The sequence below is a fragment of the uncultured Ellagibacter sp. genome, from assembly GCF_934643285.1.
GTDB lineage: Bacteria > Actinomycetota > Coriobacteriia > Coriobacteriales > Eggerthellaceae > Ellagibacter.
In genome coordinates, this window is the sequence record NZ_CAKUBT010000001.1 from 65,831 (window position 1) to 88,943 (window position 23,113).

Here is a 23,113-nt window from a genome sequence, read left to right on the forward strand (position 1 = left end):
GGCGTAGCGCTCCCGCGGGCTTTCAGGCCTGCGGGAGCTCCTAAACATGATGAGGCGCGGCTCTCTGTGGCTGCGAATAGGCGAGGGCGCGCGCTGCGTGAACGGTGCGCGCCCTTGTTTTGTCGCGGTGTCTGCGATTTTCTGCGCATTATGTGGTAAGCTGAGGCGAAAACGCGCACAAGGCCTTGCGCCGCTTGTTTCTCTTTGCTATCATATCTCTTCGCGTGTTTACCCAGTGATAAGCGGGCGGTTCGGAAATCCGTCCGATGTTTTACAAAGGAGCTAGATCATGGCAGTACCTAAGCAAAAAACGGGTCGTGCAAGCACCCATACTCGTCGCAGCGCTAACGACCGCATCGACGCACCTTCTCGTTCCGTGTGCCCGCAGTGCGGCGAAGTGAAGCTTCCGCATCGCGTGTGCCCGAACTGCGGCTTCTACAAGAACCGCGAAGTCATCGAGACCGAATAGCGGCTTGCGGGCTCGCCGAGTCCGACCTAGCTTCTTAACATAGGCAAGCCTAGAGCCTCCCATTTCCGTGCGCCCTTGCGCGCGGACGGGAGGCTTTTTCACGAGGTGGGTGCAATCGCGTCTGCCGGATAGGAGTTCACCTTGGGAAGGAAATCTCGCGAACTGGCCGCTGCACGCGCTGCAGCCGAGGCGTTTCCCGGAACCGTTCTTGCAGTTGACGCCATAGGCGGCGACAACGCGCCCTCCGTCGTGCTCGAAGGTGTCGCAGCAGCGCTTGAAGCCGATCCTGCGCTCAAGATCGTTTTGTGCGGGCCTGACGAGGTGGTGACCCCGTTCGCTGCGAGCCATGAGCGCTGCGAAGCGCACGTTACCACCCAGGTGATCGATATGGGCGAGCACCCCGCCCGCGCCGTGCGGCAGAAGAAGGACTCCTCGATCGTGGTCGGCTGCCGTTTGGTGAAGGAGGGCCAGGCAGCGGGCTTTTTCTCCGCAGGGTCTACGGGCGCATGCCTCGCCGCCGCGACCCTCGTGGTCGGGCGTGTGAAGGGCGTGCAGCGCCCAGCTCTCGCCATGCCCCTTCCCGCGCCGTCCCACCCGGTGCTTCTGTGCGATGTGGGCGCGAACGCCGACTGCAAGCCTGCCTACCTCGTACAGTTCGCCCGCATGGCGGGCATTTACGCCGAGCGCATCTTGGGTATCCCGAACCCGCGCATCGGCCTTCTCAACATCGGCGAGGAGGAGGAAAAGGGCAACGACCTCGCGATCAAGACGCATGCGCTCATGGCCAGGCAGGTGCCGGGCTTTGCGGGCAACGCTGAGGGACGCGATATCCTCACGGGCGATTTCGACGTTGTGGTGTGCGACGGCTTCACCGGCAATGTGACCCTCAAGACCATCGAGGGCACGTCGAAGGTGCTCTTCAAAATGGTGAAGGAAGCCATGATGTCGTCTGCGAAGGCGAAGATCGGCGCGCTTGCGCTCAAAAGCGAGCTCTACGAGCTGAAAGACCGCATGAGCGCCGACACCTACGGCGGTGCGCCACTTCTGGGCTGCAAAGGCGCCGTTGTCGTCGGGCATGGCTCCTCGAACGCGAAGGCGGTGAAGAACGGCATCCTCGTGACCGCCCGCACCGCCCGGGAGAACGTTTCTGAAATAATCGCGCAGACGCTCGCAGGCTCCGACGCAAATAATTCTGAACAGGTAGAATAAACGTTTAAGCAATCAGAAGACACGATAGGCGCAAGGTGGTCCGATATCAGCATGTCGATGACTGAAGAACAGCAGGAAAAGCTCGCACGCGCCCAGGAAATCTTGGGCTATGAATTCAAACAGGAGCAGCTGCTCCTCTCGGCAATCACGCACCCTTCGGCGACGGAGGGCCGTCCGGTCAAATACTCCTACGAGCGCCTGGAGTTCTTGGGCGACTCCATCGTGGGCGCCATCGTCGCGGCGATCGCGTTCGACAGCTTCCATGAGATCGACGAGGGCGGGCTCACCCGCATCAAGGTGGCGCTCGTCGCAGGCTCGAGCCTGTCGGATGTGGCTGCGAAGCTCGGTTTCGCCGACATCATCGTGTTCGGCTCCTCTGAGACGGGCACGGGCAAGCGAGGCCTTCACTCCGCGCTCGAGAACGTCTACGAGGCAGTTGTTGCTGCGCTCTACCTCGACGGCGGAATCGACGCTGCGGTGAAGTTTGTGCGCCGCACGCTCATCCCGCATATGTCGCTCGATCTGGCCGCCCAGCCTGAAAATCCCAAGAGCGCCCTTCAGGAGAAGCTGCAGGAGGGCGGCATCACGCCGACTTACAAGCTGATCGAGACGCAGGGCCCGCCGCACGACCGTACGTTCGTCGCTCAGGTCTACGCGGGTGACCAGGGACTTGCCCGCGGCACCGGTCGCACGAAGAAGGAGGCCGAGAGCCAGGCTGCGAAGAGCACGCTCGCGCGCCTCGGCGAGTTCTTCGGGCTCGGGCTCACCGAGGAGGAGCGCGCCGCCAAGGAAGAGGCCGCGGCGCAGGCCAAGGCCGAGAAGGCAGCCGCCCGCGCTGCCGAAAAAGAAGCCGCAGCGCATGCGAAGGCTGAGAAGGCCTCCGAGCGCGCCCGCATCAAGGCGGAGAAGGAAGCCGCACGCCTTCAGAAGAAGCAGGGCTAGCGAATGCACCTCAAATCCCTCGTCCTCAAGGGCTTCAAGTCCTTTGCCGACAGAAGCGCGCTCACGCTCGAGCCGGGCATCACGGCGATCGTGGGCCCGAACGGATCGGGCAAATCGAACATCTCGGATGCCGTGCTGTGGGTGCTCGGCGAGCGCAACGCCAAGCATCTGCGCGGACAGGCCATGGAAGACGTCATCTTCGCCGGCTCCTCCGCCCGACGCGCGGCGGGGCTTGCCGAAGTCGACTTGGTGCTCGACAACTCCGACGGCACGCTTCCCGTCGACTACGACGAGGTCGCGATCACACGCCGTATGTACCGCTCGGGAGAGAGCGAATACCTCATCAACGGCACGGTGGCGCGTCGCATGGATGTGCTCGACATTCTTCACGACTCGGGACTTGGGACGGGCACGCACTCGATCATCTCGCAGGGCAGCCTCGACTCCATACTGCAATCGAAGCCCGAAGACCGCCGCGCGCTCATCGAAGAGGCCGCGGGAACGCTCAAGCATAAGCAGCGTAAGGCGAAAAGCGAGCGCAAGCTGGCCCAGATGGATCAGCATCTCGCGCGCGTGCGCGACGTGACCGCCGAGGTCGAACGTCAACTGAAGCCGCTCGAGCGCAAGGCGAAGCGCGCCCGCACCTACATCGGGCTTTCCGCCGAGCTCTCCGAGCTGAAGCTCAAGCTTGCCGTCGATGACCTGCGCCAGCTACAGGAAAAGCACGCCGCCGCCACGGCGCGCGAGGAAGCCGTCGCTGCCGAGCTCGAGGCGAAGCGCGCGGAGATTTCGAACGCGGAAGCTGCCGCCGAGGCGCTGCAGGAAAAGATTCGCCAAGAGGGGGCGAGCGCCGGCGAGCTCACACGCCAGCATCGTCAGGCTTCGAGCGCCGTTGAGCGCATCGAGTCCGCTGAGCTCGTCATGCGCGAGCGCAAGCGTGCTGCCACCAGCCGTGCGGGCGAGCTGGCGGTGTCGCTCGAGGCGAACGCCGCTCGCACAAAGACTGCGCAAGCCGATCTTGACGCGGCAAACGCTCAGCTTGCAAGCGTGCAGGCCGAGCGTGCGCAAGCTGAAGAAAAGGTGTCGCGGCTCGCTGCCGACCATGCGGACGTAACGTCGAGGCGCGCCGAGACCGAAAAGCGCGCGACCGAGCTCGGCCGCGCGAGTCGCGATTTGGAATCGCGCATCAACTCGGCCCGCGCCAAGCACGCCGAGCTTAAAGAGGCCCTCACGAACGGGCTCGCGCACATGAAGATCATCGAGGGGCATACCCAAGAGCTTACCCTTCAGTTCGACCGCGCCCAGGCCGAGGCTTCCCAGGCGGAGGCCCATGCCCGAATGCTTGCCGAAGAGCTCTCGGCGCTCGAGCAGGTCGAGAAGGAATCCCGCATGCACGTGGGCGAGGCTGTGCGCGCTGCCGAGGAGGCACGTGCCGCCCGCGACGAGGCGAGCGACGCCGAGCGCGCCTGCGCTGCCTCAATCGAGGCACTGCGCGAAGTTGAGCGGGCATCCGCGAAGGCCCAGGGCCCGGCGCTCGAATGGCTCGCGAGCAATGCTGCCGCCTTCGACGCCGCAGTCGCGCCGCTTTCCCACGAAATCTCTGCTCCCGAAGGGCAGGAGGCACTCGTCGAGCACCTTCTCGGCGCCGACGTGGCAGCGCTCCTCGTGGCTGACGGGTTGCATGCGGCAAGCATGGTCGCCGCGCTCGCCGCCGAAGGGAAAAACGGCGAGGTGACGCTTGTCTTGCGCGACGATGCGAACGGGGTCTCCATGCCTGATGCCTCAGCACGACCCGCGAACGCGTTGGGCCGGGCGCTTCTCGAGGGGCTTTCGTTCCCCGAGTCGTCCGCTCGTGCGGTTCGCGCGCTCCTCGGCGATGTCGTCGTGTGCGAAAACCTTGAGGAGGCGCTCGCTGCCCATGAGGCTGATACGCTCGGCCTGCGTTTTGCCACGCCCGACGGGTGCATCGTGTGGCCGACGGGCAAGGTGGTCGCCGGTCGCCATGTCGACGACGGGGGACAGGGCGCCCTCGCGCGCGCTCGCAGGCTTGAGGAGCTTTCCCACGAGCTTGTCATTGCGAAGAAGGCGACGCAAAAGGCGAAGGAGGCTGCCGATACCGCCGACGCTGCCCTGCGCACGGCGCAAGGGGAAAGCCTCGCGAAAAGCCAGGAGCTCGCTGCCGCCAAGGGCAAGTCGGACGCCGCGCGCGCTGCTGCCGACGCCGCAGCGCAGAAGCTTACCTCGACTCGTCATGAACTTGAGAACGTCGAGCGGCAACGCTCGGAGGCGGAGCAGGTCATCGCAAAGGCCCGCCCCGACGTGGAGGAATATGCGCGCTTGGCCGATGAGCTCGGGCATGAACTGGAAGGCGTGAAGGAAAGTCTTGCCGCCGCGCTCGACGCCGCCGCTCCTTTGCGCGATGCCGCCCAGCAGGCAACTGATGCCCTCTCCGAGGCTAGGCTCGCCGCAGCGACGCTCGTGGAGCGTGAGACCTATACCATCCGCGTCCGCGATGCGCGCGCAGGAGAGCTCGCCCAGCTCGCCGCCCAGGCGAAGACGCAGCGTTTGGCCCATCGTGCGAAGGATCTTTCCGCCTCCCGCATCGAGCCTTTGCTTGCGGTGTTCGAGGAGCTCGCGCAGAGCGCCCGCCGCTGGACGGTCGACTTGGAGGACAAGGCAACGCAGGCGCAGGATTCCCAGTCGGGGCTGCATGCCCAGGCGAACGAGGCGCGCTCGAAGGCGCGCGCGGCTCACGATGCCTACGACGCGGCCAGTGAGCGCATGAGCGCTGCGCGTGTAGACAAGGGACGTTTGGAGGTGCAGGTCGAGGCCGCGGTCAACGAGATTGTCCACGGCTGCCGCACGCCGCTCGAGACGGCGCTCGCGTGTCCCGAGCTCGAGAACCGCCACGAAGTGGAGGACGCCGCCTTCAAGCTGCGCCGTCGCATCGCAAACTTGGGCACGATCAATCCCGACGCCGCCGACGAGTACGACGCGCTCAAGGTGCGCTACGACTATCTGGCAAGCCAGCTTGCCGACCTCGACGGCGCGCGTAAGGCGCTCGCGAAGATCAACCGCGTCATCGATGCGCGCATGAAGGACGATTTCGCGAGGACCTACGAGGCGGTGAACGCCAACTTCCAGGAAATCTTCTCCACACTGTTCCCCGGTGGCACGGCGCATCTGTCTCTCGTCGACCCCGACGATATGGAGAACACGGGCGTGGAAGTCTCGGCGCAGCCGCGCGGCAAGCGCATCACGAAGATGTCGCTCATGTCCGGCGGCGAGAAGTCGCTCACCGCAATCGCGCTCCTGTTCGCGGTCTACCGCATCCGCACGACGCCGTTCTATATCTTGGACGAGGTCGAGGCTGCGCTCGACGACACGAACCTGCGCCGCCTCGTCGCGTTTGTGGAATCGCTTCGCGGCACCACGCAGCTCATCATGATCACGCACCAGCGTCGCACGATGGAGACTGCAGACGTGCTCTTCGGCGTCTCCATGCAGGCCGACGGCGTCACGAAGGTGATCAGCCAGAAGCTCGACCGCGCGCTGCAGTACGCCGAGTAGCCGCATCGAGGGCGGGGAGGGCGCGCCAGATAGGGGAGGCACCCTCCGGCGCGCCCTCCGTATGTTTCGATCATGTTTCCTTGAATCGCCAGCTACCCATTCTTTACCTGCCTTTTTCCCGCCGTTGACGGTAAAAAGCGAATAAATAGTCCAAAAAATCCCCACTCGTGGCACGCGCGCGTGCTTTGCTGCGCTAAAGTGTATCGATACGAATTTCTAGCTGTTCTTAGGAATTCGTGGGAAAGCACGGTACAGGAAGCTGTGCGACGGCCCGTCGGCGAACGATCGGGTCGAAATGGGAAGGGAGAAATCCAATGGAAGAAAGCAAGCTGCAAGTCAGCAGGCGCCAGTTCATGGGCCTGCTCGGCACCGCTGTTGCGAGCACCGCCGTCATTGGCATGGCCGGCTGCTCGAGCAACTCCGGTTCCAGCGAGAAGAAGAGCGACTCGTCCGCTTCCGGCTCGGGCGTTGCCGAGAGCATCACCTACAGCCTCACCGCCGACCCGCGCGCTCTCGACCCGGCGTACTTCGACGACGGCGAATCCGCCATCGTTTCCTGCAACATCCATGAGGGCCTCTACGGCTACGGCGCGAAGGACGCGACGGTCCAGCCGCTGCTCGCCGCCGAGCTGCCGGAAATCTCCGACGACATGCTCACCTACACCATCAAGCTGCGCGAGGGCATCAAGTTCCATGACGGCGAGGAGTTCAACGCCGCTGCCGTCGTGAAGTCCGTCGAGCGCCTGCTCGAGCCGAACCGCAACTCCGACATGCCCTACGCCTCCTTCGTCTTCGGCGAGGAAGCCGCGAACTCGGGCGTGAAGACAGTCGAAGTCGTCGACGATAAGACCGTGAAGTTCACCATGCGCGCCGCGAACACGTCGTTCCTGAAGAACCTGGCCATGTGCCTCGCTTCCCCGATCGTGTCGCCGAAGGCCATCGACGATGCCGCCGGCAAGCCGATCGAGAAGCCCGTCGGCACCGGCCCCTACAAGTTCGTCGACTGGACGAAGTCCGCTTCCATCACCCTCGAGGCCAACGAGGACTACTGGGACAAGGACAACGCCCCGAAGACCAAGAACATCATCTTCAAGGTCATCGCCGAGGGCAACACCCGCATCACCTCGCTTCTGAACGGCGAGTGCGACATCATCTCCTCGGTCGACCCCTCTTCCGCCAACCAGATCACCGACGGCGGCTACGAGCTCTTCGCTGAGGACGGCATGACCATCAACTACATGGCGTTCAACACCGATGAGGGCGGCATCTGCGCCGACAAGGAAGTCCGCAAGGCCATCGCCCAGGCGATCAACGTCGAGGAAATGGTCACCGCTATCTACAGCGACTACGCTTCCGTCGCGAACTCCGTCATGCCGCTGTGGATGGCTCCCTACGACAAGGACATCAAGCAGACCGCGTACGACCCGGATGCTGCGAAGGCCACGCTTTCCGCGAAGGGCGTCACCGAGCTCACCTGCATCACCTACTCCACCGCCCGTCCCTACAACGCCAAGGGCGGCGTCGAGCTCGCCAACATGATCCAGGGCTACCTGGACAAGGTCGGCGTCAAGGTGAACATCACCCAGTACGACTGGACTACCTACAAGTCGAAGGTTCAGACCGATCCCTACGACATCTGCTTCTACGGCTGGACGGGCGACAACGGCGACCCGGACAACTTCATGAACCTGCTCGCGGACTCCAACAAGTCCATGAACGTGGCTCACTGGAACAACGCCGAGTACAAGAAGCTCATCGCCCAGGGCATCGACACGCCGGACGGCGACGACCGCGACGCGATCTACAAGAAGTGCGAGGAAATGGTCGCTGAGGAGCAGCCGTGGGTGCTCATCTCCCATGGTAAGAACCTGCTCGGCTACAGCCCGAAGGTGAAGGACTTCTACTATCACCCGACGGGAGTCGTCTTCTTCAAGGGCGTTTCCAAGGAAGCGTAGAACCGTTTCCCTGAGTTTTGCCCTTTCCGGGGCGCGCAAGCGGGTTGTCCGCTTCGCGCGCCCCGTTTTGCGCAGAGGTGCGGCTTGCCTGGAGTCGAATGACGGGGATTCGCTTCCAGGCAGGATCCGCAACCTGCGTCTTTACAGCCCCGAGTCAGACGAGACGGGGCTCTTTCGAAAGGAACAAGGTGCTCAAATACATCCTCAAGAGAATCTTTATGGTGATTCCCGTGCTGCTGGGTGTGACGATCATCATCTTCTTCATCACGCGCGTCTTGGCGTCCGACCCTGCTCCCGTCGTTCTCGGCGAGCATGCGACGCCCGAGGCGATGGCCGCGTGGCGGGCTGACTACGGACTCGATGATCCGATCTGGATGCAGTACGTCAACTTCTTGGTGTCGGCGATCCAAGGCGACCTGGGTACGTCGTACTACACGCACACCTCCGTCGCGGCCGAGATCGCGTCACGCTTCCCGGCAACGGCCGAACTCGCCATCTGCGCCATCATCGTCGCATCGGTATGCGGCATCGCGCTCGGCGTGCTCGCCGCGGTGAAGAAGAACAAGCTCGCCGACAACGTGAGCATGGTCATCGCGCTCATCGGCGTGTCGATGCCGATCTTCTGGTCCGGCATCCTGCTTATCTTGCTGTTCTCGGCGACGCTGCACATCCTGCCGTCGTCCGGCCGCGTGACGCCGCTTCTCCAGCCGACGGGCGGCACGGGCTTCTTCATCCTCGATACGATCATGAAGGGCGACTGGACCGCGCTCGGCGACGTGCTCGTGCACCTCATCCTGCCGACGCTCGCGCTGTCGCTGTACTCTATGGCGATCATCACGCGCATGACGCGCTCCTCCATGCTCGAAACGTTGAATGCCGACTACATCCGCACTGCTCGTGCGAAGGGTTTGACCAAGCGCTCGGTGAACATCAAGCACGCGCTGCGCAACGCGATGCTGCCCGTCTCCACCGTTATCGGCCTGCAGTTCGGCAGCCTCCTCGGCGGCGCGCTGCTCACCGAAACGGTGTTCGCATGGCCGGGCATCGGCAAATACGCTGTCGACTGCGTGCTCAAGAGCGACTTCCCGGTGGTGCAGGGCATCGTACTGCTCGTCGCGGTCATCTTCGTCATCATGAACCTGCTTGTCGACATCGTCTACGCATGGCTTGATCCCCGCATCAAGTACGGTGCGAAGGAAGAGGGGTGATCGAGATGAGCAAGAATACGGTTCTCGCGACCGAAGGCGCCGGCGAACTCGATTCGAACGCCGCAGCAGCGCCTGTGGTTGAAAAGCGCGAGAGCATCTGGAAGGACGTCATCGACGGCATCGTCTCCAACAAGGCGGCGCTCGTGTCGGCCATCTTCATCCTCGTTCTCGTGGTCATCGCCGTTGCGACGAAGCTCGTTCCCGGCGTGCTGCCCTACGATCCCTACGAGCAGAACCTCGCGCATTCCGCGCAGGGCCCTTCGGCCGAGCACTGGTTCGGCACCGACCTTCAGGGCCGCGACATCTTCAGCCGCGTGCTCGTCGGCACCCAGATTACCCTCGTCGTCGGCCTGGCGGCCGTGGCCATCTCGCTGTCGCTCGGCGTCGTTCTGGGCGCGATCGCCGGCTACAAGGGCGGGAAATGGGACACGGTCATCATGCGCATCATGGACATGATGCTCTCCATCCCGTCGATTCTGCTCGCCATCGCCATCATGGCTGCGCTTGGCCAGGGCATCGAGAAGGCGGTTGTGGCCATCGGCTTCGTCGCCATTCCCGAATACGCGCGTATCGTGCGCTCCGAGATCCTCTCCATCAAGGAGAACGACTACGTCGCCGCCGCGCGCGTCATGGGCAACTCGAACTTCGCCATCGTGTTCCGCCATGTGCTCCCGAACGCGCTGCCCTCGATCATCGTCCGCGCGACGCTCGGCATCTCGTCGGCCATCCTCGACTGCGCGGCCCTCGGCTTCTTGGGCCTTGGCGTGCAGCCGCCCGACGCCGAATGGGGCGACATGCTCGGCCGTGGTCGCAACGAGTTGTTCCGCGCGCCGTGGCTCATGATCTTCCCCGGCCTCGCCATCACCCTCACCGTGCTCGCGTTCAACCTGCTCGGTGACGGCATCCGCGACGGCCTTGACCCCAAGTCGAGAAAGAGGTAGTCACATGTTGCTTGAAGTGAAGAACCTCTGCACTGAGTTCCCCGTCAAGCGCGGCGTCGTCCGCGCCGTCGACGACGTGACGTTCTCGGTCGACGAAGGGGAGATCCTCGCCATCGTGGGCGAATCCGGCTCGGGCAAGTCGGTCACGAGCCTGTCGATTATGGGCCTTCTGGCCGAACCCGGCCACGTCGCCGGCGGCTCGATGGAGTTCGACGGCAAGGACCTGACGACGCTCTCCGAGAAGGAATACCGCGAGATGCGCGGCAACGACATGGCCATGATCTTCCAGGAGCCCATGACGTCGCTCAACCCCGTGTACCGCATCGGCGACCAGATCGTCGAGGCCATTGGCACGCACGAGAAGATTTCCAAGAAGGAAGCGCTCACGCGCGCGATTGACCTTCTGCGCAAGGTCGGCATCCCGAGCCCTGAGGCCCGCGTGCGCGACTATCCGCACCAGATGTCGGGCGGCATGCGCCAGCGCGTCATGATCGCCATGGCGCTTGCGTGCAACCCCAAGCTTCTCATTGCCGACGAGCCCACCACGGCGCTCGATGTGACCATCCAGGCGCAGATCCTCGACCTTCTGCGCCGCTTGCGCGACGACACCGGCATGGCCGTGCTGCTCATCACGCACGATTTGGGCGTCGTGTCGGAAACCGCCGATCGCGTCGTCGTCATGTACTGCGGCCAAGTCGTGGAAGAAGCCGAGGTGCGCTCGCTGTTCGACAACCCTATGCACCCCTATACGCTCGGCCTTCTGAAGTCGATTCCCCGTTTGGAAGACGACGATTCGAAGCGCCTCTACATGATCAAGGGCATGGTGCCGAATCCGCTCGAGATGCCCCCGGGATGCCACTTCTCCGACCGCTGTGATAGCTGCATGCAGGTTTGCCGCGAGCGGATGCCTGAGTTGGTGCAGGTGGGCGACCATAAGGTTCGCTGCTTCCTCTACGAGGAACAGGATGGCCATGCGAAAGATGCCGCCGAGGTGAAGGCGAACGAGAAAAAGGCTCGCGAGGCTGTCGAGGCGGCGCGCGAGGTTTCGACCGCCGAAGCGCTTATCGAGGGCGATGTGGCGCGGGAGGTCGAGGAGGGAGGCGCTGATGAGCGATAACGGAACTATTGCGAGCCCTGAGCTGCGCAACGATGACGTGCTGCTCGATGTGCAGCATCTGACGAAGCTCTTCGCAGCTGAGACGAACTTCTTCGGCAAGGCGACGTCTTATGTGCATGCGGTGGACGACGTAAGCTTCCAGATTAAGAGGGGAGAGGCGTTTGGCCTTGTGGGCGAGTCTGGGTGCGGCAAGACCACCGTTGGCAAGATGCTCGTGAACCTGCTTCGCCCCACGAGCGGCAAGATCATCTTTGACGGTAAAGACCTCACCGCGATGAAGGACTCCGAGCGCAAGAGCTACTGCAAGGACATCCAGCTCATCTTCCAGGACCCCTATGCTTCCTTGAACCCGCGCATGCGCATCGGTGACATCATCGCCGAGCCGATGATTGCAAATAACATCGTTCCAAAGGACAAGGTCGAAGCTCGCGTGAATGAGCTTTTGGAATGCGTCGGCCTGGCAAATTATATGCGCAACCGCTATCCGCACGAGTTCTCTGGCGGCCAGCGCCAACGCGTTGGTATTGCCCGCGCGCTCGCCGTGAACCCCAAGCTCATCGTTTGCGATGAGCCAGTCTCCGCGCTCGACGTCTCCATTCAGGCTCAGGTTCTCAACTTGCTCGACGATCTTAAAGAGGAGTTCGGCTTAACCTACCTGTTCATCGCGCATGGCTTAAACGTCGTGAAGCATGTTTCCGATCGCGTGGGTGTTATGTATTTGGGCAGGATCATGGAGATTGCCCCGAAGCGCTCGCTTTATTCCGACCCGTTGTCCCCCTACACGCAGGCGCTGCTTTCCGCTATCCCTGCGGTTGATCCGAAATCGAAGCGCGAGCGCATCATCTTGCAAGGTGATGTTCCCTCCCCGATCGACCCGCCCCCGGGATGCCGTTTCGCGGGCCGCTGCTTCAAGCGCCTCGGCGTATGCGGGAACTCGGTTCCCGAGCTGCGCGAGGTGAAGGAAAACCATCGGTGCGCCTGCCACCTGTACGACCCCGAGCTTCCTCCAACGGAGGAGATGACTCGCGCGGTTCGTTAATTCGCGCTTCCGCCTACGTGTTGTCAACGCCCTCGGCATTTTCGGATGTCGGGGGCGTTTCTTTGCTATGCTGTGGTGTGAAAGAATCTCAGGCGCTTCGCCTGCCTCTTCGTTTTCCTGAAAGGATTGACCATGGGCTTTTTCGATCGCATCAGCGAGGGTCTTTCGCGCTCGCGCGACAAATTCAAGGAGCAGATGAACGTCCTGCTCGACCGCGGGCCGGACTTGGACGATGAGTTTTGGGACGGGCTCGAGGAGACGCTCATCTTAAGCGATGTCGGCGCCCCGGCGGCGAGCTCCATCGTGGAGAACCTGCGCGACCAGGCGACGCGCAAGGCGCTTCCCGACGCCTACGCTGTGCTCGATATGCTCAACGAGCAGATCGCGAGCACGTTCACCGAGGGCGGGGAAGAGGTCTTCGGCGGCGAGCCCGCGCTTGTTCTTTTCGTGGGCATCAACGGTACGGGCAAGACGACGACCGTCGGCAAGCTTGCCAAGGAAGCCTCCGATGCGGGTCGCAACGTTATCTTGGGCAGCGCCGACACCTTCCGCGCCGCCGCAATCGAGCAGCTTGAGGTCTGGGCTCGTCGTGCCGATGTCGAGGTCGTCGAGCGCGAGCGGGGGAGCGACCCTGCGAGCGTGTGCTACGCCACGATCGAGCGCGCGGAGGAAACGGGCGCGGATCTGGTGCTCATCGACACCGCAGGCCGCCTGCACACGTCTGCCGACCTTATGCGCGAGCTCGAGAAGGTTGTGAACGTCGTGCGCAAGCGTTCGCAGCTGCCAGTCTACACCGTGCTCGTCATCGATGCGACGACCGGCCAAAACGGCCTGCAGCAGGCGCGCGAGTTCAACAACTCGCTTTCTCTCGACGGCATCGTCGTCACCAAGCTCGACGGTACGGCGAAGGGCGGCATCGCGCTTGCCGTGAGCCACGAGCTTGAGCTTCCCGTGCTGAAGATCGGCGTGGGCGAGGGCATGGACGATTTGAAGGATTTCGACCCGCACGACTTCGCGCGCGCCCTTGTGGGAGACTTCGACGAGCGCGAGGCGTAGCGGCCTTCGCGCTTCGGCATCCGATGCGTGCCAACCTCGGTAGCACGTTCCATTCTTGTGAATCAAAAAACGCTCGGCCCTTGCGGACCGAGCGTTTTTTCATGCAAGCAAGGTTGTTCTGAGATTACTTAGAACAGACCGTTGTAGCAAGAGTTGGCGACGACCTGGGCGGCCATAGCGCGGCTGAGCACGGTGTCAGCCTGGATGTAGCGGGTGCCCTCAACGTCGACGCCGGAGATGACGCCTTCGTTCAGAGCCCATGCAACGCCCTCAGTTGCCCAAACGGCAACGCCTTCAGCATCCGGCATGGCATTGAGCTTATCCATGGAGGGATTCTCGGCCCCGAAGAGGCGGGAGAGGATGACGCACATGGTCTGGCGATCGCACGGGGTGTTCGGCTGGAACTCTTTGCCGTCAACGCCGGTGATGATTCCCTCGGCGACAGCCCAGTTGGCAGCCGGGGTGTAAAACTTGCCGTCCTCGACGTCGGAGAAGATCTTCGATGCATGCGTGGTCTGCAGGTTCACGGTGACAACGCCGGTGGCAAGACGCCAACCAGGAGCATTGATCGTGCCGGCCTCGTCAGCCTTCTAGCCGCGGAAGGCCTTTGCGAGGGGGTAGGTGTTCATGCTGGCGGCAGCAGCCTGAGCCGTGTTGCTCACAGCTTCGCCGTCGGATTTCTGAGAACCGTAGGTGAACGAGAGAACCGCGGGGGTCTCGACGGGATCAGTGATGTTCTCATCGCTCGGGGACTGGCTGGGGTAGAACAGGTTCTGCTCCGCGATATTCTCGAAGGTGGGCTGGTCCTTCCCGTAGAGGCCGTCGGTGCTGACGATGTCGGGTTCGTTGAACAGGTTGTACACGCCGACAGTAATTTGCGCGACGACGTTTTTCACCAGTTCGTCGGGCGCGACGGGGTACTTGCCGAGTGCGAACGAGGCGAAGAGCATGATGACGAGCACGGCGACGATGCCGAGCTTCACTCCAAGAGGGATTCTTTTATCGAGCGCCTTCTGCGCTTCGCGATATTCTTCGCTGAAGTCGGGCGTCGTGACGCTCTGCGTGCTTTTCTGCATCGTAATTGAAATCCCCTAAATCAAAATATACGCAATGCCAAATAAAATCAAATGAGACTATACCAGAATTAGAACATATGAAAATAAGTATTATGCGAAATATAGGCAATATGTTCGATTTAGGATAAGAACTGACGCAGGGAGTGCAGGAAAAAAGAAAGCGCCCTCGACGGGGCGCTTTCTGGTGAGGCTCGGTTGTTTTTCGGTAAAGCTCTACGCGGCTTCGATGTCTTTTCCTGGTTTGAAGTCGCGGCCTTCCTTTCTCCACTGGCTGTACTCGGCAGATGCGGCGAAGAGCACGTCGGAGGAGGAGTTGAGCGCGGTCTCGCAGGAGTCCTGGATGACGCCGATCACGAAGCCGATGCCGACGACCTGCATCGCGATGTCGTTGCCGATGCCGAACAGCGAGCAGGCGAGCGGGATCAGGAGCAGCGAGCCGCCGGCGACGCCCGACGCGCCGCATGCGCTCACGGCGGAGAGGACCGACAGGATGATCGCGGTGGGGATGTCGACCTGGATGCCCATCGTGTGCGCCGCCATCATGGCCATGACCGAGATCGTGACCGCAGCGCCGCCCATGTTGATGGTCGCGCCGAGCGGGATGGAAAGCGAGTAGTTGTCCTTGTCAAGACCCAGCTTGCGGCACAGCTCCATGTTCACAGGGATGTTCGCCGCGGAGCTGCGGGTGAAAAACGCGGTGAGGCCGGAATCCTTCAGGCAGCGAAGAACAAGCCCGTAGGGGTTCTTGCGGAAGCACGCGAAGGAGAGGATCGGATTGGTGACGAAGGCAATGAAGAGCATGCAGCCTACGAGCACGAGAAGCAGCTGACCGTATTCGGTGAAGATTTCCAGGCCGTTGGTGGAAACCGCCGTGTAGATGAGGCCTAAGATACCGAAGGGGGCGAGCGAGATGATCCAGCGGACGACGGTCGACACGGCGTCGGAAACGCTCGTGAACACGTCTTTTACCTGGTCGCTTGCGCGCCTAAGGGCGATACCCAAAACGACGGCCCATGCGAGGATGCCGAGGTAGTTCGCGCTCATGAGCGCCGTGACCGGGTTGGCAACCACGTTGGTGACGAGCGTTGCGAGAACTTCCCCGATGCCGGAGGGCGAGGATTGCGCCTCGGCGGCGGTGGAGAGCGTGAGGTCGACGGGGAACAGGGTGCTTGCCAGGACGGCGACGGCGCCGGCAATGAAGGTGCCCACCAGGTACAAGATGATGACGAGCTTCATCTGTCCGCCGCCCTTCGCGTTGCACAGGGCGCTGATTACCAGGAAGAACACGAGGATGGGGGCGACGCTTTTCAGGGCGTTCACAAAAAGCGTGCCGAGCATCTCGATGATCTCGTTCCCGGGGACGACGAGCGCGAGGATGGTGCCGATGACGAGGCCCACGATGATGCGCTTGATGAGGCTGATCGAGTTCCAGGTTCGCCCTATCTTCTTGATGGTATCCACTGGCGGTCCTTTCAAATATATAAGCTGCGCAAAAAGAAGCTGGGGGAAGGGTGCAGGAAAAGCACCCTTCCCCCAGCTGGTGCGGGCGAAAGGACTTGAACCTTCACGGGGGTTGCCCACCAGAACCTAAATCTGGCGCGTCTGCCAATTCCGCCACGCCCGCACGCTTTGCTGCTTGAAAAACAGCGGACACATAATAGCAGAACAGAACGCGATTGATACGCGCAAGTTTTTGGTTCGGCGTCGGCGGCGTCGAACGCCCAAGCAGGCGGTGATTTGGCCTTCGGGAAAGCTTGAAGCCCTTCCGAACCTTATTAACATGAGCCTAGTTAATAGGTGGAGAACCAAACCGTTGGCTGGCCTGCGCCCGCGCGCAAGCGAAGGCGTTCCGTGTGGATGTCTTTGTTTGGTTGGCACAACTTCGCCATATGTGCGATAATCCCTTCTCGGTGCGCATTCGGGCCGATGTACGGCCGCGCTGTCCGATTCGGCCAGATTCGATTGCGCGCTGCACGAATCGTGCGATAAGCGAACGATGGAGGAAAGTTAGTGGAAACAAAAGTAGAGGCATTGCAGGACAACAAGGTCAAGGTGACCGTCACCGTCGATGCCAAAGAAGTCGACAATCGCATCAAGAAGGCTTACAAGGACTTCGCGAATAAGTACAATTTCCCCGGATTCCGCAAGGGCAAGGCGCCCCGTCCGATCATCGACAACGCGCTCGGCGCTGAGGCTGTGCCTGCCAGCGTTACCGATGACATCGTGAACGGCTGCTATCCGCTCGCCATCGACAGCTGCGATCTCTACCCCGTCGGCGAGCCCGAGTTCGGCGAGCCCGCTCTCGTCGAGGGCGGCAAGCCCTACGAGTTCTCCTTCGAGGTTGAGTGCAAGCCGACCTGCGAACTCTCCGATTACGAGCCGGTCGAAGTGAAGCTCCCGGCCGAAGGCGCGTCCGAGGCCGAGATCGACCAGCAGATCGAGGCGCTGCGCGACTACTACCATGACTTCGAGAACGCCAACGCCAACACCAAGGTGAAGGCCGACTCCTACGCCGACCTCAAGATCGCCGCGACCGACGAGAACGGCGAGGACGTGAGCGCGCTGTCGAGCGAGTCCCGTCTGTGCCTCATGGGCTCCGGCATGTTCCCGGCCGCCTTCGATGAGCAGGTCATCGGCCTGAAGAAGGGCCAGACCGCGAGCTTCTCCGTCAACGTCGAGGACGCGAAGGGCGCGACCCTCATGGCCTCCCTCGAGGGCAAGACCAAGACGGTGAACTTCGAGGTCGAGGTTCTCGCCGTGAAAAAGCAGGTGCTCCCCGAGCTCACCGACGAGTGGGTCAAGGACACGCTGGGCTTCGATGACGTCGCCGACCTGCGCGAGCGCGTTGCCGACAGCATCAAGGAGCAGAAGGAAGACGTCCTTCCGCGCATGAAGGAAAGCGCCTGCCTCATCGAGCTCGCAAAGCGTCTCGACGTCGAGGTCCCTGCCGCCGTGCAGGAGCAGACTGAGGCCAAGCTGCTGCAGGACTTCTTCGCCCAGCTGCAGAACCAGGGCGCAAGCTTCGACGCGTATCTCCAGCAGAACGGCATCACCGCCGACCAGTTCAAGGCCGACGTGAAGCAGCAGGCCGCCGACACCGCCAAGCAGGATATGGCGCTCGACGCGTGGGCAGCGCATTTCGAGCTCAAGGTCACCGACGAGGAAGTTCTCGAAGAGTTCGAGAAGTCCGGCGCTAAGGACCCGAAGGCTCTCCTGAAGGAGTGGCGCGAAGGCGGTCGCCTCTACCTGGTCCGCGAGGCTCTGCTTCGTTCCCATGCCGTGCTCGACGTGATGGAGAAGGCCAAGGTCACCGAGTACGACCCTGCCGAGGAAGCCGAGGAAGAGAAGAAGGCTGCCAAGAAGTCTTCCAAGAAGGCTGCCAAGAAAGAGGAAGAGACTGCCGACGCCGAGGCGTAGCACTTCACCCTCAAGCTTCATCCGATCGCGTAACGGGGTCGATGCATCTGCGTCGGCCCCGTTTTATGCTTATAGTGAACGGCGTGTTCGCGACCCCTTGCGCGAAGCGGCAAGCTGTTCCATCATGTGAAGCAGACTGCAATTTCGCGGCCCCGTGAGGCCGTGTCCTTTTCGAAAGCGAGGCTTTTTATGAGCATCGAACGTGCCACTTCGGCGCTGATCCCCTACGTCATCGAGCAATCTCCGCGCGGTGAGCGCAGCTACGACATCTATTCACGTCTTTTAAACGACCGCATCATCTTCCTCGGCGAGCCCATCGATGACCATGTGGCGAACTCCGTCGTCGCGCAGATGCTCCATCTCGAAAGCGCCGATCCCGAAAAGGACATTTCGCTCTACATCAATACCCCGGGCGGCAGCGTGTCGGCGGGCCTTGCCATCTACGATACGATGCAGTTCGTGAAGTGCGACGTGTCCACCATCTGCCTGGGCATGGCGGCATCGATGGGTGTGCCCCTTCTAACCGGCGGCGCGGCTGGCAAGCGCTTCATCCTGCCGAACGCCCAGGTCATGATTCACCAGCCCATGGGCGGCACGGGCGACGGCCACACGCAGCAGACCGACATCCAAATCATGGCCGACGAGATTAAGAAGACGCGCGACCGCTTGGAGGGCATCATCGCCAAGCACTGCGGCAAGACCCAAGAGCAGGTGCACGTCGACTGCGAGCGCGACAACTGGCTCTCCGCTGAGGAAGCGAAGGCGTACGGCCTGGTCGACGACATCATCACGAGCCATCGCGGCTCCTCTGACAAGTAGAACCCGAGAAGAGAAGCGACCTAACGCATATGACAAACGAACGAAGAGGCGACCTTGGCTATCGCGGTGACGACGCGGTGTACTGCGCGTTCTGCGGGAAGTCATCCGATCAGGTGACCGCGATGATCGCGGGCCCGAACGGCATCAACATCTGCGACGAGTGCATCTCGGTATGCGCCGACGCGATGATGCGCGACTTGGGCCTCTCGACCGCCTTCGACGGCATGCCCGACGAGGAGCCTACCAGCCGTCGGGGACGCCGCCGCGCTCAGGATCGCGGGGCGATCGTCGAGGCCGACATCGAGGACGAGACGCCGAACCCCGCCGACATCCTGGGCAACCTTCCCACGCCGCATGAGCTCTACGCCGAGCTCTCCGAGCATGTGGTGGGGCAGGAAAACGCGAAGCGCGCCCTCTCCGTCGCCGTCTACAACCACTACAAGCGCATCAGCATGGAATCGAAGGCGCAGGAAGGCGACGTCGAGCTCGCGAAGAGCAACATCATGCTCTTGGGCCCCACGGGTTCCGGCAAGACGCTGCTTGCCCAGACGCTCGCGCGCACGCTGCGCGTCCCGTTCGCGATCGCCGATGCGACGACGCTCACCGAAGCGGGCTATGTCGGCGAGGACGTCGAGAACATCCTGCTCAAGCTGATCACCGCCGCCGATTTCGATATCCCGCGTGCGGAAATCGGAATCATCTACATCGACGAGATCGATAAGATTGCCCGCAAGGCCGAGAACCTCTCCATCACGCGCGATGTGTCGGGCGAGGGCGTGCAGCAGGCGCTTTTGAAGATCGTCGAGGGCACCGAGGCCTCCGTGCCGCCGCAGGGCGGGCGCAAGCACCCCCAGCAGGAGCTCATCCACATCGACACGACGAACATCCTGTTCATCCTGGGCGGCGCGTTCGTCGGCTTGTCCGACATCATCGGCCAGCGCGTCGGCAAGAGCGGCCTTGGCTTCTCCTCCGAGCTGCCCGAGAGCAAAAAGCACGCCGAGGCGGAGCTTCTGGCTCAGGTGCTTCCCGAGGACCTGAACAAGTTCGGCATGATCCCCGAGTTCGTCGGCCGCATCCCCGTGATCACGGCGCTCAACGAGCTTTCCGAGGACGACCTTGTCCGCATCCTCACCGAGCCGAAGAACGCGCTCGTGAAGCAGTACACGAAGATGTTCGAGTTCGAAGATTCCACGCTCGAGTTCGAAGAGGACGCCCTGCGCGCTATCGCGCACGAGGCCCAGGAGCACGGCACGGGCGCTCGCGGCCTGCGCTCGATCTGCGAGCGCGTGCTGCAGGACGTCATGTACGACCTGCCCGAGCACAAGGTCGCCACGCACGTCATCGTGCGCGCGAGCGACATCGCGGGGGAGACGGTTCCCGAGATCGTTCCCGCTTCCTAAACTGCACCATTCCGGGGCGCCTTTTGCGGGCGCCCCTCTCGGCGTTTTTGCGCCTGTCCGCTTACGTTTCATCGAAGGAGCTTGCATCCAATGGAAAACATGCCGAAGAATTACGATGCAGAAGCCGTCGAGCAGCGCATGCTCGACAAATGGCTCGCCGGCGATTACTATCGCCGCAACCCCGGCGTGGGCGATTGCACGGTGACGATTCCGCCGCCGAACGTGACCGGCAAGCTTCATATGGGCCATGCGCTCGACGACACCATCCAGGACACCATCATCCGCATGAACCGCATGCGCGGCGTCTCCACCCGCTGGATCTTGGGCACCGACCATGCGGGCATTGCCACGCAGACGAAGGTGGACAAGAAGCTTGCGTCCGAAGGAATCTCCCGCCGCGAGATCGGCCGCGAGAAGTTCGTCGACGCCTGCTGGGACTGGACGCACGAGTACGGCGGGCACATCGTCGAGCAGATCAAGCGCATGGGCTGCTCGATCGACTTCTCCGACCCGCACTTCACCATGGACGCCGACTACGCCACCGCGGTGCGCAAGGTCTTTTGCGACTGGTACCATGACGGGCTGATCTACCGCGGCAAGCGCATCGTGAACTGGTGCCCGCATTGCACGACGGCCATCGCCGACGACGAGGCGGAGTACAAGGAAGAAGACGGCCACCTGTGGTATCTGCGCTACCCGCTCGTGGAGCCTGTCGAGGGGCAGGAATACATCGTGGTTGCCACCACGCGTCCCGAGACCATGCTCGGCGATACGGGTGTTGCTGTGTCCCCGAAAGACCACGATAAGGACAAGTTCGTCGGCGCGAAGGTTCGCCTTCCCATCGTCGACCGCGAGATCCCCATCTTCTCCGACTTCTACGTCGATGCGGGCTTCGGCACGGGCTTTGTGAAGGTAACCCCTGCTCACGACCCCAACGACTACGGCATGGGTGAGCGTCACGGCCTTGAGAAGGTCAACATCTTCGACGAGACGGCACATGTCGTCGAAGGCTACGGCGAGTTCTCAGGCATGGGTCGCGACGAATGCCGCCAAGCGGTCGTCGCCTGGTTCGAGGAACATGGCCTGCTCGACCATGTGGACGACCATCATCATTCCGTCATGCACTGCTACCGCTGCGACTCGACGCTCGAGCCGTGGCTGTCCGAGCAGTGGTTCGTCGCCGTCGACAAGTTGAAGGGCCCGGCGACCGAGGCGGTCACTTCCGGCAAGGTCACCTTCCACCCCTCGCGCTGGACGCAGACCTACCTCACGTGGATGGAAAATCTCAAGGACTGGTGCATCTCGCGCCAGCTGTGGTGGGGCCATCGCATCCCCGTGTTCCACTGCGAGGACTGCGGTTGGGAAGACGCGCTCATGGAGGACACCGACGTGTGCCCGAAGTGCGGCAGCCACCATGTCGCGCAGGAAGAGGACGTGCTCGACACCTGGTTCTCGAGCCAGCTGTGGACGTTCGCCACGCAGGGTTGGCCCGAGCATCCCGAGCGCCTGGAAGGGCATCATCCGACGACCGCGCTCGTCACCGCGCGCGACATCATCGCGCTGTGGGTGGCGCGCATGATCATGTCGTCGACGTACTTCCTTAAGGAAATCCCGTTCAAGGACGTGGTCATCTATGCGACTATCCTCGCGAAGGACGGCACGCGCATGTCCAAGTCGAAGGGCAACGGCGTCGACCCGATGGACCTCATCTCCATGTACGGCGCCGACGCGATGCGCTTCAACCTGCTCACGCTCGTGACCAACAATCAGGACGTGCGCTTCGATGCCGATATCGACAAGAAGACCCACGAGCTTCTCGGCAGCCCGCGCACGGAGTCGGCGCGCGCCTTCGTGACGAAGATCTGGAACGCGAGCCGCTTCGTCTTGGGCAACCTGGACGGCTTCACGCCCGGCGAGCCGCGCGCGGTCTCGCAGGCCGACGCGTGGATCTTCAGCCGCCTGGCGAAGCTTTCCGTCGAGGTCACGAAGGACATCGAAACCTACCAGTTCGGCGAGATGGCACGCGAGTTGCACGCCTTCTTCTGGAACGAGTTCTGCGACTGGTACATCGAGTTTAGCAAGGCAAGCCTGCGCGAAGAGGGCGACGCCCGCCTGCAGACGCAGCGCAACCTCGTGTACGTGCTCGACAACGCGCTTCGCCTGCTGCATCCCGCGATGCCGTTTGTCACGGAAGCTATCTGGGAAAACGTCCCGCATGCGGAAGGGGAGGCGCCCGCGCTCATGATGGCGAAGTGGCCCGAGCCCGAAAGCCTCGCGTCGCTTGTCGACGAGGAGTCCGAGCGTGCGGTGAGCCTTCTATGCGACGTGGTGAGCGCCGTTCGCTCGACGCGTGCGCGCTACGGCATCTCGCCCAAGCAGGAGCTCCCCGTGGTTTTGCGCGCCGGGTTTGAGAATGCCCACGTCCTCGAGGGTCTGAAGAGCCAGATCGTCTCGATGGCGCGCGCGTCCGAGCTCTCGATCGTTCCGTCCGATGCGCGCAAGCCCGCCGAGAGCGCCTGCGTCGTCGCGCACGGGTGCGAGGTGTACTGCGTGCTCACCGGCCTTATCGACTTCGAGGCCGAGCGCGCCCGCCTTACCAAGGAGCGCGCAACGCTTCAGAAGGACGAGGCCAAGTTCGCCAAGAAGCTTTCCAACCCGGGCTTCCTTGCGAAGGCGGCGCCCGAAATCGTGGAGAAGGACACGGCGAAGCTCGCTGAGCTGCGCGATAAGCTTGCGCGCGTCGAAGAGCAGCTCGCCGAGTTGGGCTAAAAGCCGCATCTGCCAGAGTCTGTTTTTGCGCCGGACTTGTAAGCGAGTCCGGCGCAGCTTTTATTCAGGTGAACGGACTATATCCTACGGCGAGAACACAGAGCCCGGCAAAGGCGCCGTCGCGGT

General features: G+C 62.5%; 17 protein-coding genes and 1 tRNA gene. 14 read left to right on the plus strand and 4 right to left on the minus strand.

Annotated elements, in window-relative coordinates; genetic code table 11:
* Positions 1 to 289 precede the first annotated feature (289 nt).
* The 10 genes from rpmF (at position 290) to ftsY (ending at position 13,506) form a co-directional block, all read left to right on the plus strand.
* On the plus strand, positions 290 to 469 hold the full coding sequence (gene rpmF, locus Q0I65_RS00305; protein ID WP_158049213.1) for a 50S ribosomal protein L32: 180 nt from the start codon (positions 290 to 292) through the stop codon (positions 467 to 469).
* A 162-nt stretch (positions 470 to 631) separates the two neighbouring features.
* The gene (plsX, locus tag Q0I65_RS00310) at positions 632 to 1,678 is read left to right on the plus strand and encodes a phosphate acyltransferase PlsX (protein WP_296059012.1); all 1,047 of its coding nucleotides are present in this window, start codon (positions 632 to 634) and stop codon (positions 1,676 to 1,678) included.
* Between the two features lie 51 nt (positions 1,679 to 1,729).
* On the plus strand, positions 1,730 to 2,620 hold the full coding sequence (gene rnc / locus Q0I65_RS00315) for a ribonuclease III (protein WP_296058594.1): 891 nt from the start codon (positions 1,730 to 1,732) through the stop codon (positions 2,618 to 2,620).
* A gap of 3 nt (positions 2,621 to 2,623) precedes the next feature.
* Positions 2,624 to 6,190, plus strand: a complete 3,567-nt coding sequence (smc, locus tag Q0I65_RS00320; protein WP_296058596.1) for a chromosome segregation protein SMC — start codon at positions 2,624 to 2,626, stop codon at positions 6,188 to 6,190.
* A 314-nt stretch (positions 6,191 to 6,504) separates the two neighbouring features.
* Positions 6,505 to 8,145, plus strand: coding sequence for an ABC transporter substrate-binding protein (locus tag Q0I65_RS00325; protein ID WP_296058598.1), 1,641 nt, complete (start codon positions 6,505 to 6,507; stop codon positions 8,143 to 8,145).
* 188 nt (positions 8,146 to 8,333) lie between these two features.
* Positions 8,334 to 9,353, plus strand: a complete 1,020-nt coding sequence (locus tag Q0I65_RS00330; protein WP_296058601.1) for an ABC transporter permease — start codon at positions 8,334 to 8,336, stop codon at positions 9,351 to 9,353.
* A 5-nt stretch (positions 9,354 to 9,358) separates the two neighbouring features.
* On the plus strand, positions 9,359 to 10,294 hold the full coding sequence (gene nikC / locus Q0I65_RS00335; RefSeq protein WP_296058603.1) for a nickel transporter permease: 936 nt from the start codon (positions 9,359 to 9,361) through the stop codon (positions 10,292 to 10,294).
* 4 nt (positions 10,295 to 10,298) lie between these two features.
* Entirely contained in the window at positions 10,299 to 11,411 is a 1,113-nt protein-coding gene (locus tag Q0I65_RS00340) for an oligopeptide/dipeptide ABC transporter ATP-binding protein (RefSeq protein ID WP_296058605.1), read from the plus strand.
* Entirely contained in the window at positions 11,401 to 12,450 is a 1,050-nt protein-coding gene (locus tag Q0I65_RS00345) for an ABC transporter ATP-binding protein (protein ID WP_296058607.1), read from the plus strand. Before Q0I65_RS00340 ends, Q0I65_RS00345 begins: the two co-directional genes overlap by 11 nt.
* Before the next feature lie 132 nt (positions 12,451 to 12,582).
* Positions 12,583 to 13,506 carry a signal recognition particle-docking protein FtsY gene (ftsY, locus tag Q0I65_RS00350; protein ID WP_296058609.1) on the plus strand — a complete coding sequence of 308 codons (924 nt, stop codon included), beginning with the start codon at positions 12,583 to 12,585 and terminating at the stop codon, positions 13,504 to 13,506.
* Positions 13,507 to 13,634: 128 nt separating this feature from the next.
* On the opposite strand, the gene Q0I65_RS00355 is transcribed toward ftsY, so the two are convergent.
* From Q0I65_RS00355 to Q0I65_RS00370, 4 genes are all read right to left on the minus strand, one after another.
* Complete coding sequence (locus Q0I65_RS00355; protein ID WP_296058611.1) at positions 13,635 to 14,033, minus strand: S-layer homology domain-containing protein; 399 nt, start codon at positions 14,031 to 14,033, stop codon at positions 13,635 to 13,637.
* Between the two features lie 63 nt (positions 14,034 to 14,096).
* The gene (locus tag Q0I65_RS00360) at positions 14,097 to 14,582 is read right to left on the minus strand and encodes a hypothetical protein (RefSeq protein ID WP_296058613.1); all 486 of its coding nucleotides are present in this window, start codon (positions 14,580 to 14,582) and stop codon (positions 14,097 to 14,099) included.
* Between the two features lie 213 nt (positions 14,583 to 14,795).
* The gene (gene sstT, locus Q0I65_RS00365) at positions 14,796 to 16,034 is read right to left on the minus strand and encodes a serine/threonine transporter SstT (protein ID WP_366513192.1); all 1,239 of its coding nucleotides are present in this window, start codon (positions 16,032 to 16,034) and stop codon (positions 14,796 to 14,798) included.
* Between the two features lie 86 nt (positions 16,035 to 16,120).
* Positions 16,121 to 16,206 (minus strand) — tRNA-Leu (locus Q0I65_RS00370).
* Positions 16,207 to 16,592: 386 nt separating this feature from the next.
* Between Q0I65_RS00370 and tig the strand changes: the two genes are divergently transcribed.
* From tig to Q0I65_RS00390, 4 genes are all read left to right on the plus strand, one after another.
* On the plus strand, positions 16,593 to 17,999 hold the full coding sequence (gene tig / locus Q0I65_RS00375) for a trigger factor (protein ID WP_296058617.1): 1,407 nt from the start codon (positions 16,593 to 16,595) through the stop codon (positions 17,997 to 17,999).
* Positions 18,000 to 18,188: 189 nt separating this feature from the next.
* Positions 18,189 to 18,818: an ATP-dependent Clp protease proteolytic subunit gene (locus tag Q0I65_RS00380; RefSeq protein ID WP_158049230.1), complete on the plus strand. Its 630-nt coding sequence runs from the start codon at positions 18,189 to 18,191 to the stop codon at positions 18,816 to 18,818.
* Positions 18,819 to 18,847: 29 nt separating this feature from the next.
* Positions 18,848 to 20,218: an ATP-dependent Clp protease ATP-binding subunit ClpX gene (gene clpX, locus Q0I65_RS00385; protein WP_296058620.1), complete on the plus strand. Its 1,371-nt coding sequence runs from the start codon at positions 18,848 to 18,850 to the stop codon at positions 20,216 to 20,218.
* A gap of 90 nt (positions 20,219 to 20,308) precedes the next feature.
* On the plus strand, positions 20,309 to 22,987 hold the full coding sequence (locus tag Q0I65_RS00390) for a valine--tRNA ligase (protein WP_296058622.1): 2,679 nt from the start codon (positions 20,309 to 20,311) through the stop codon (positions 22,985 to 22,987).
* Positions 22,988 to 23,113 lie beyond the last annotated feature (126 nt).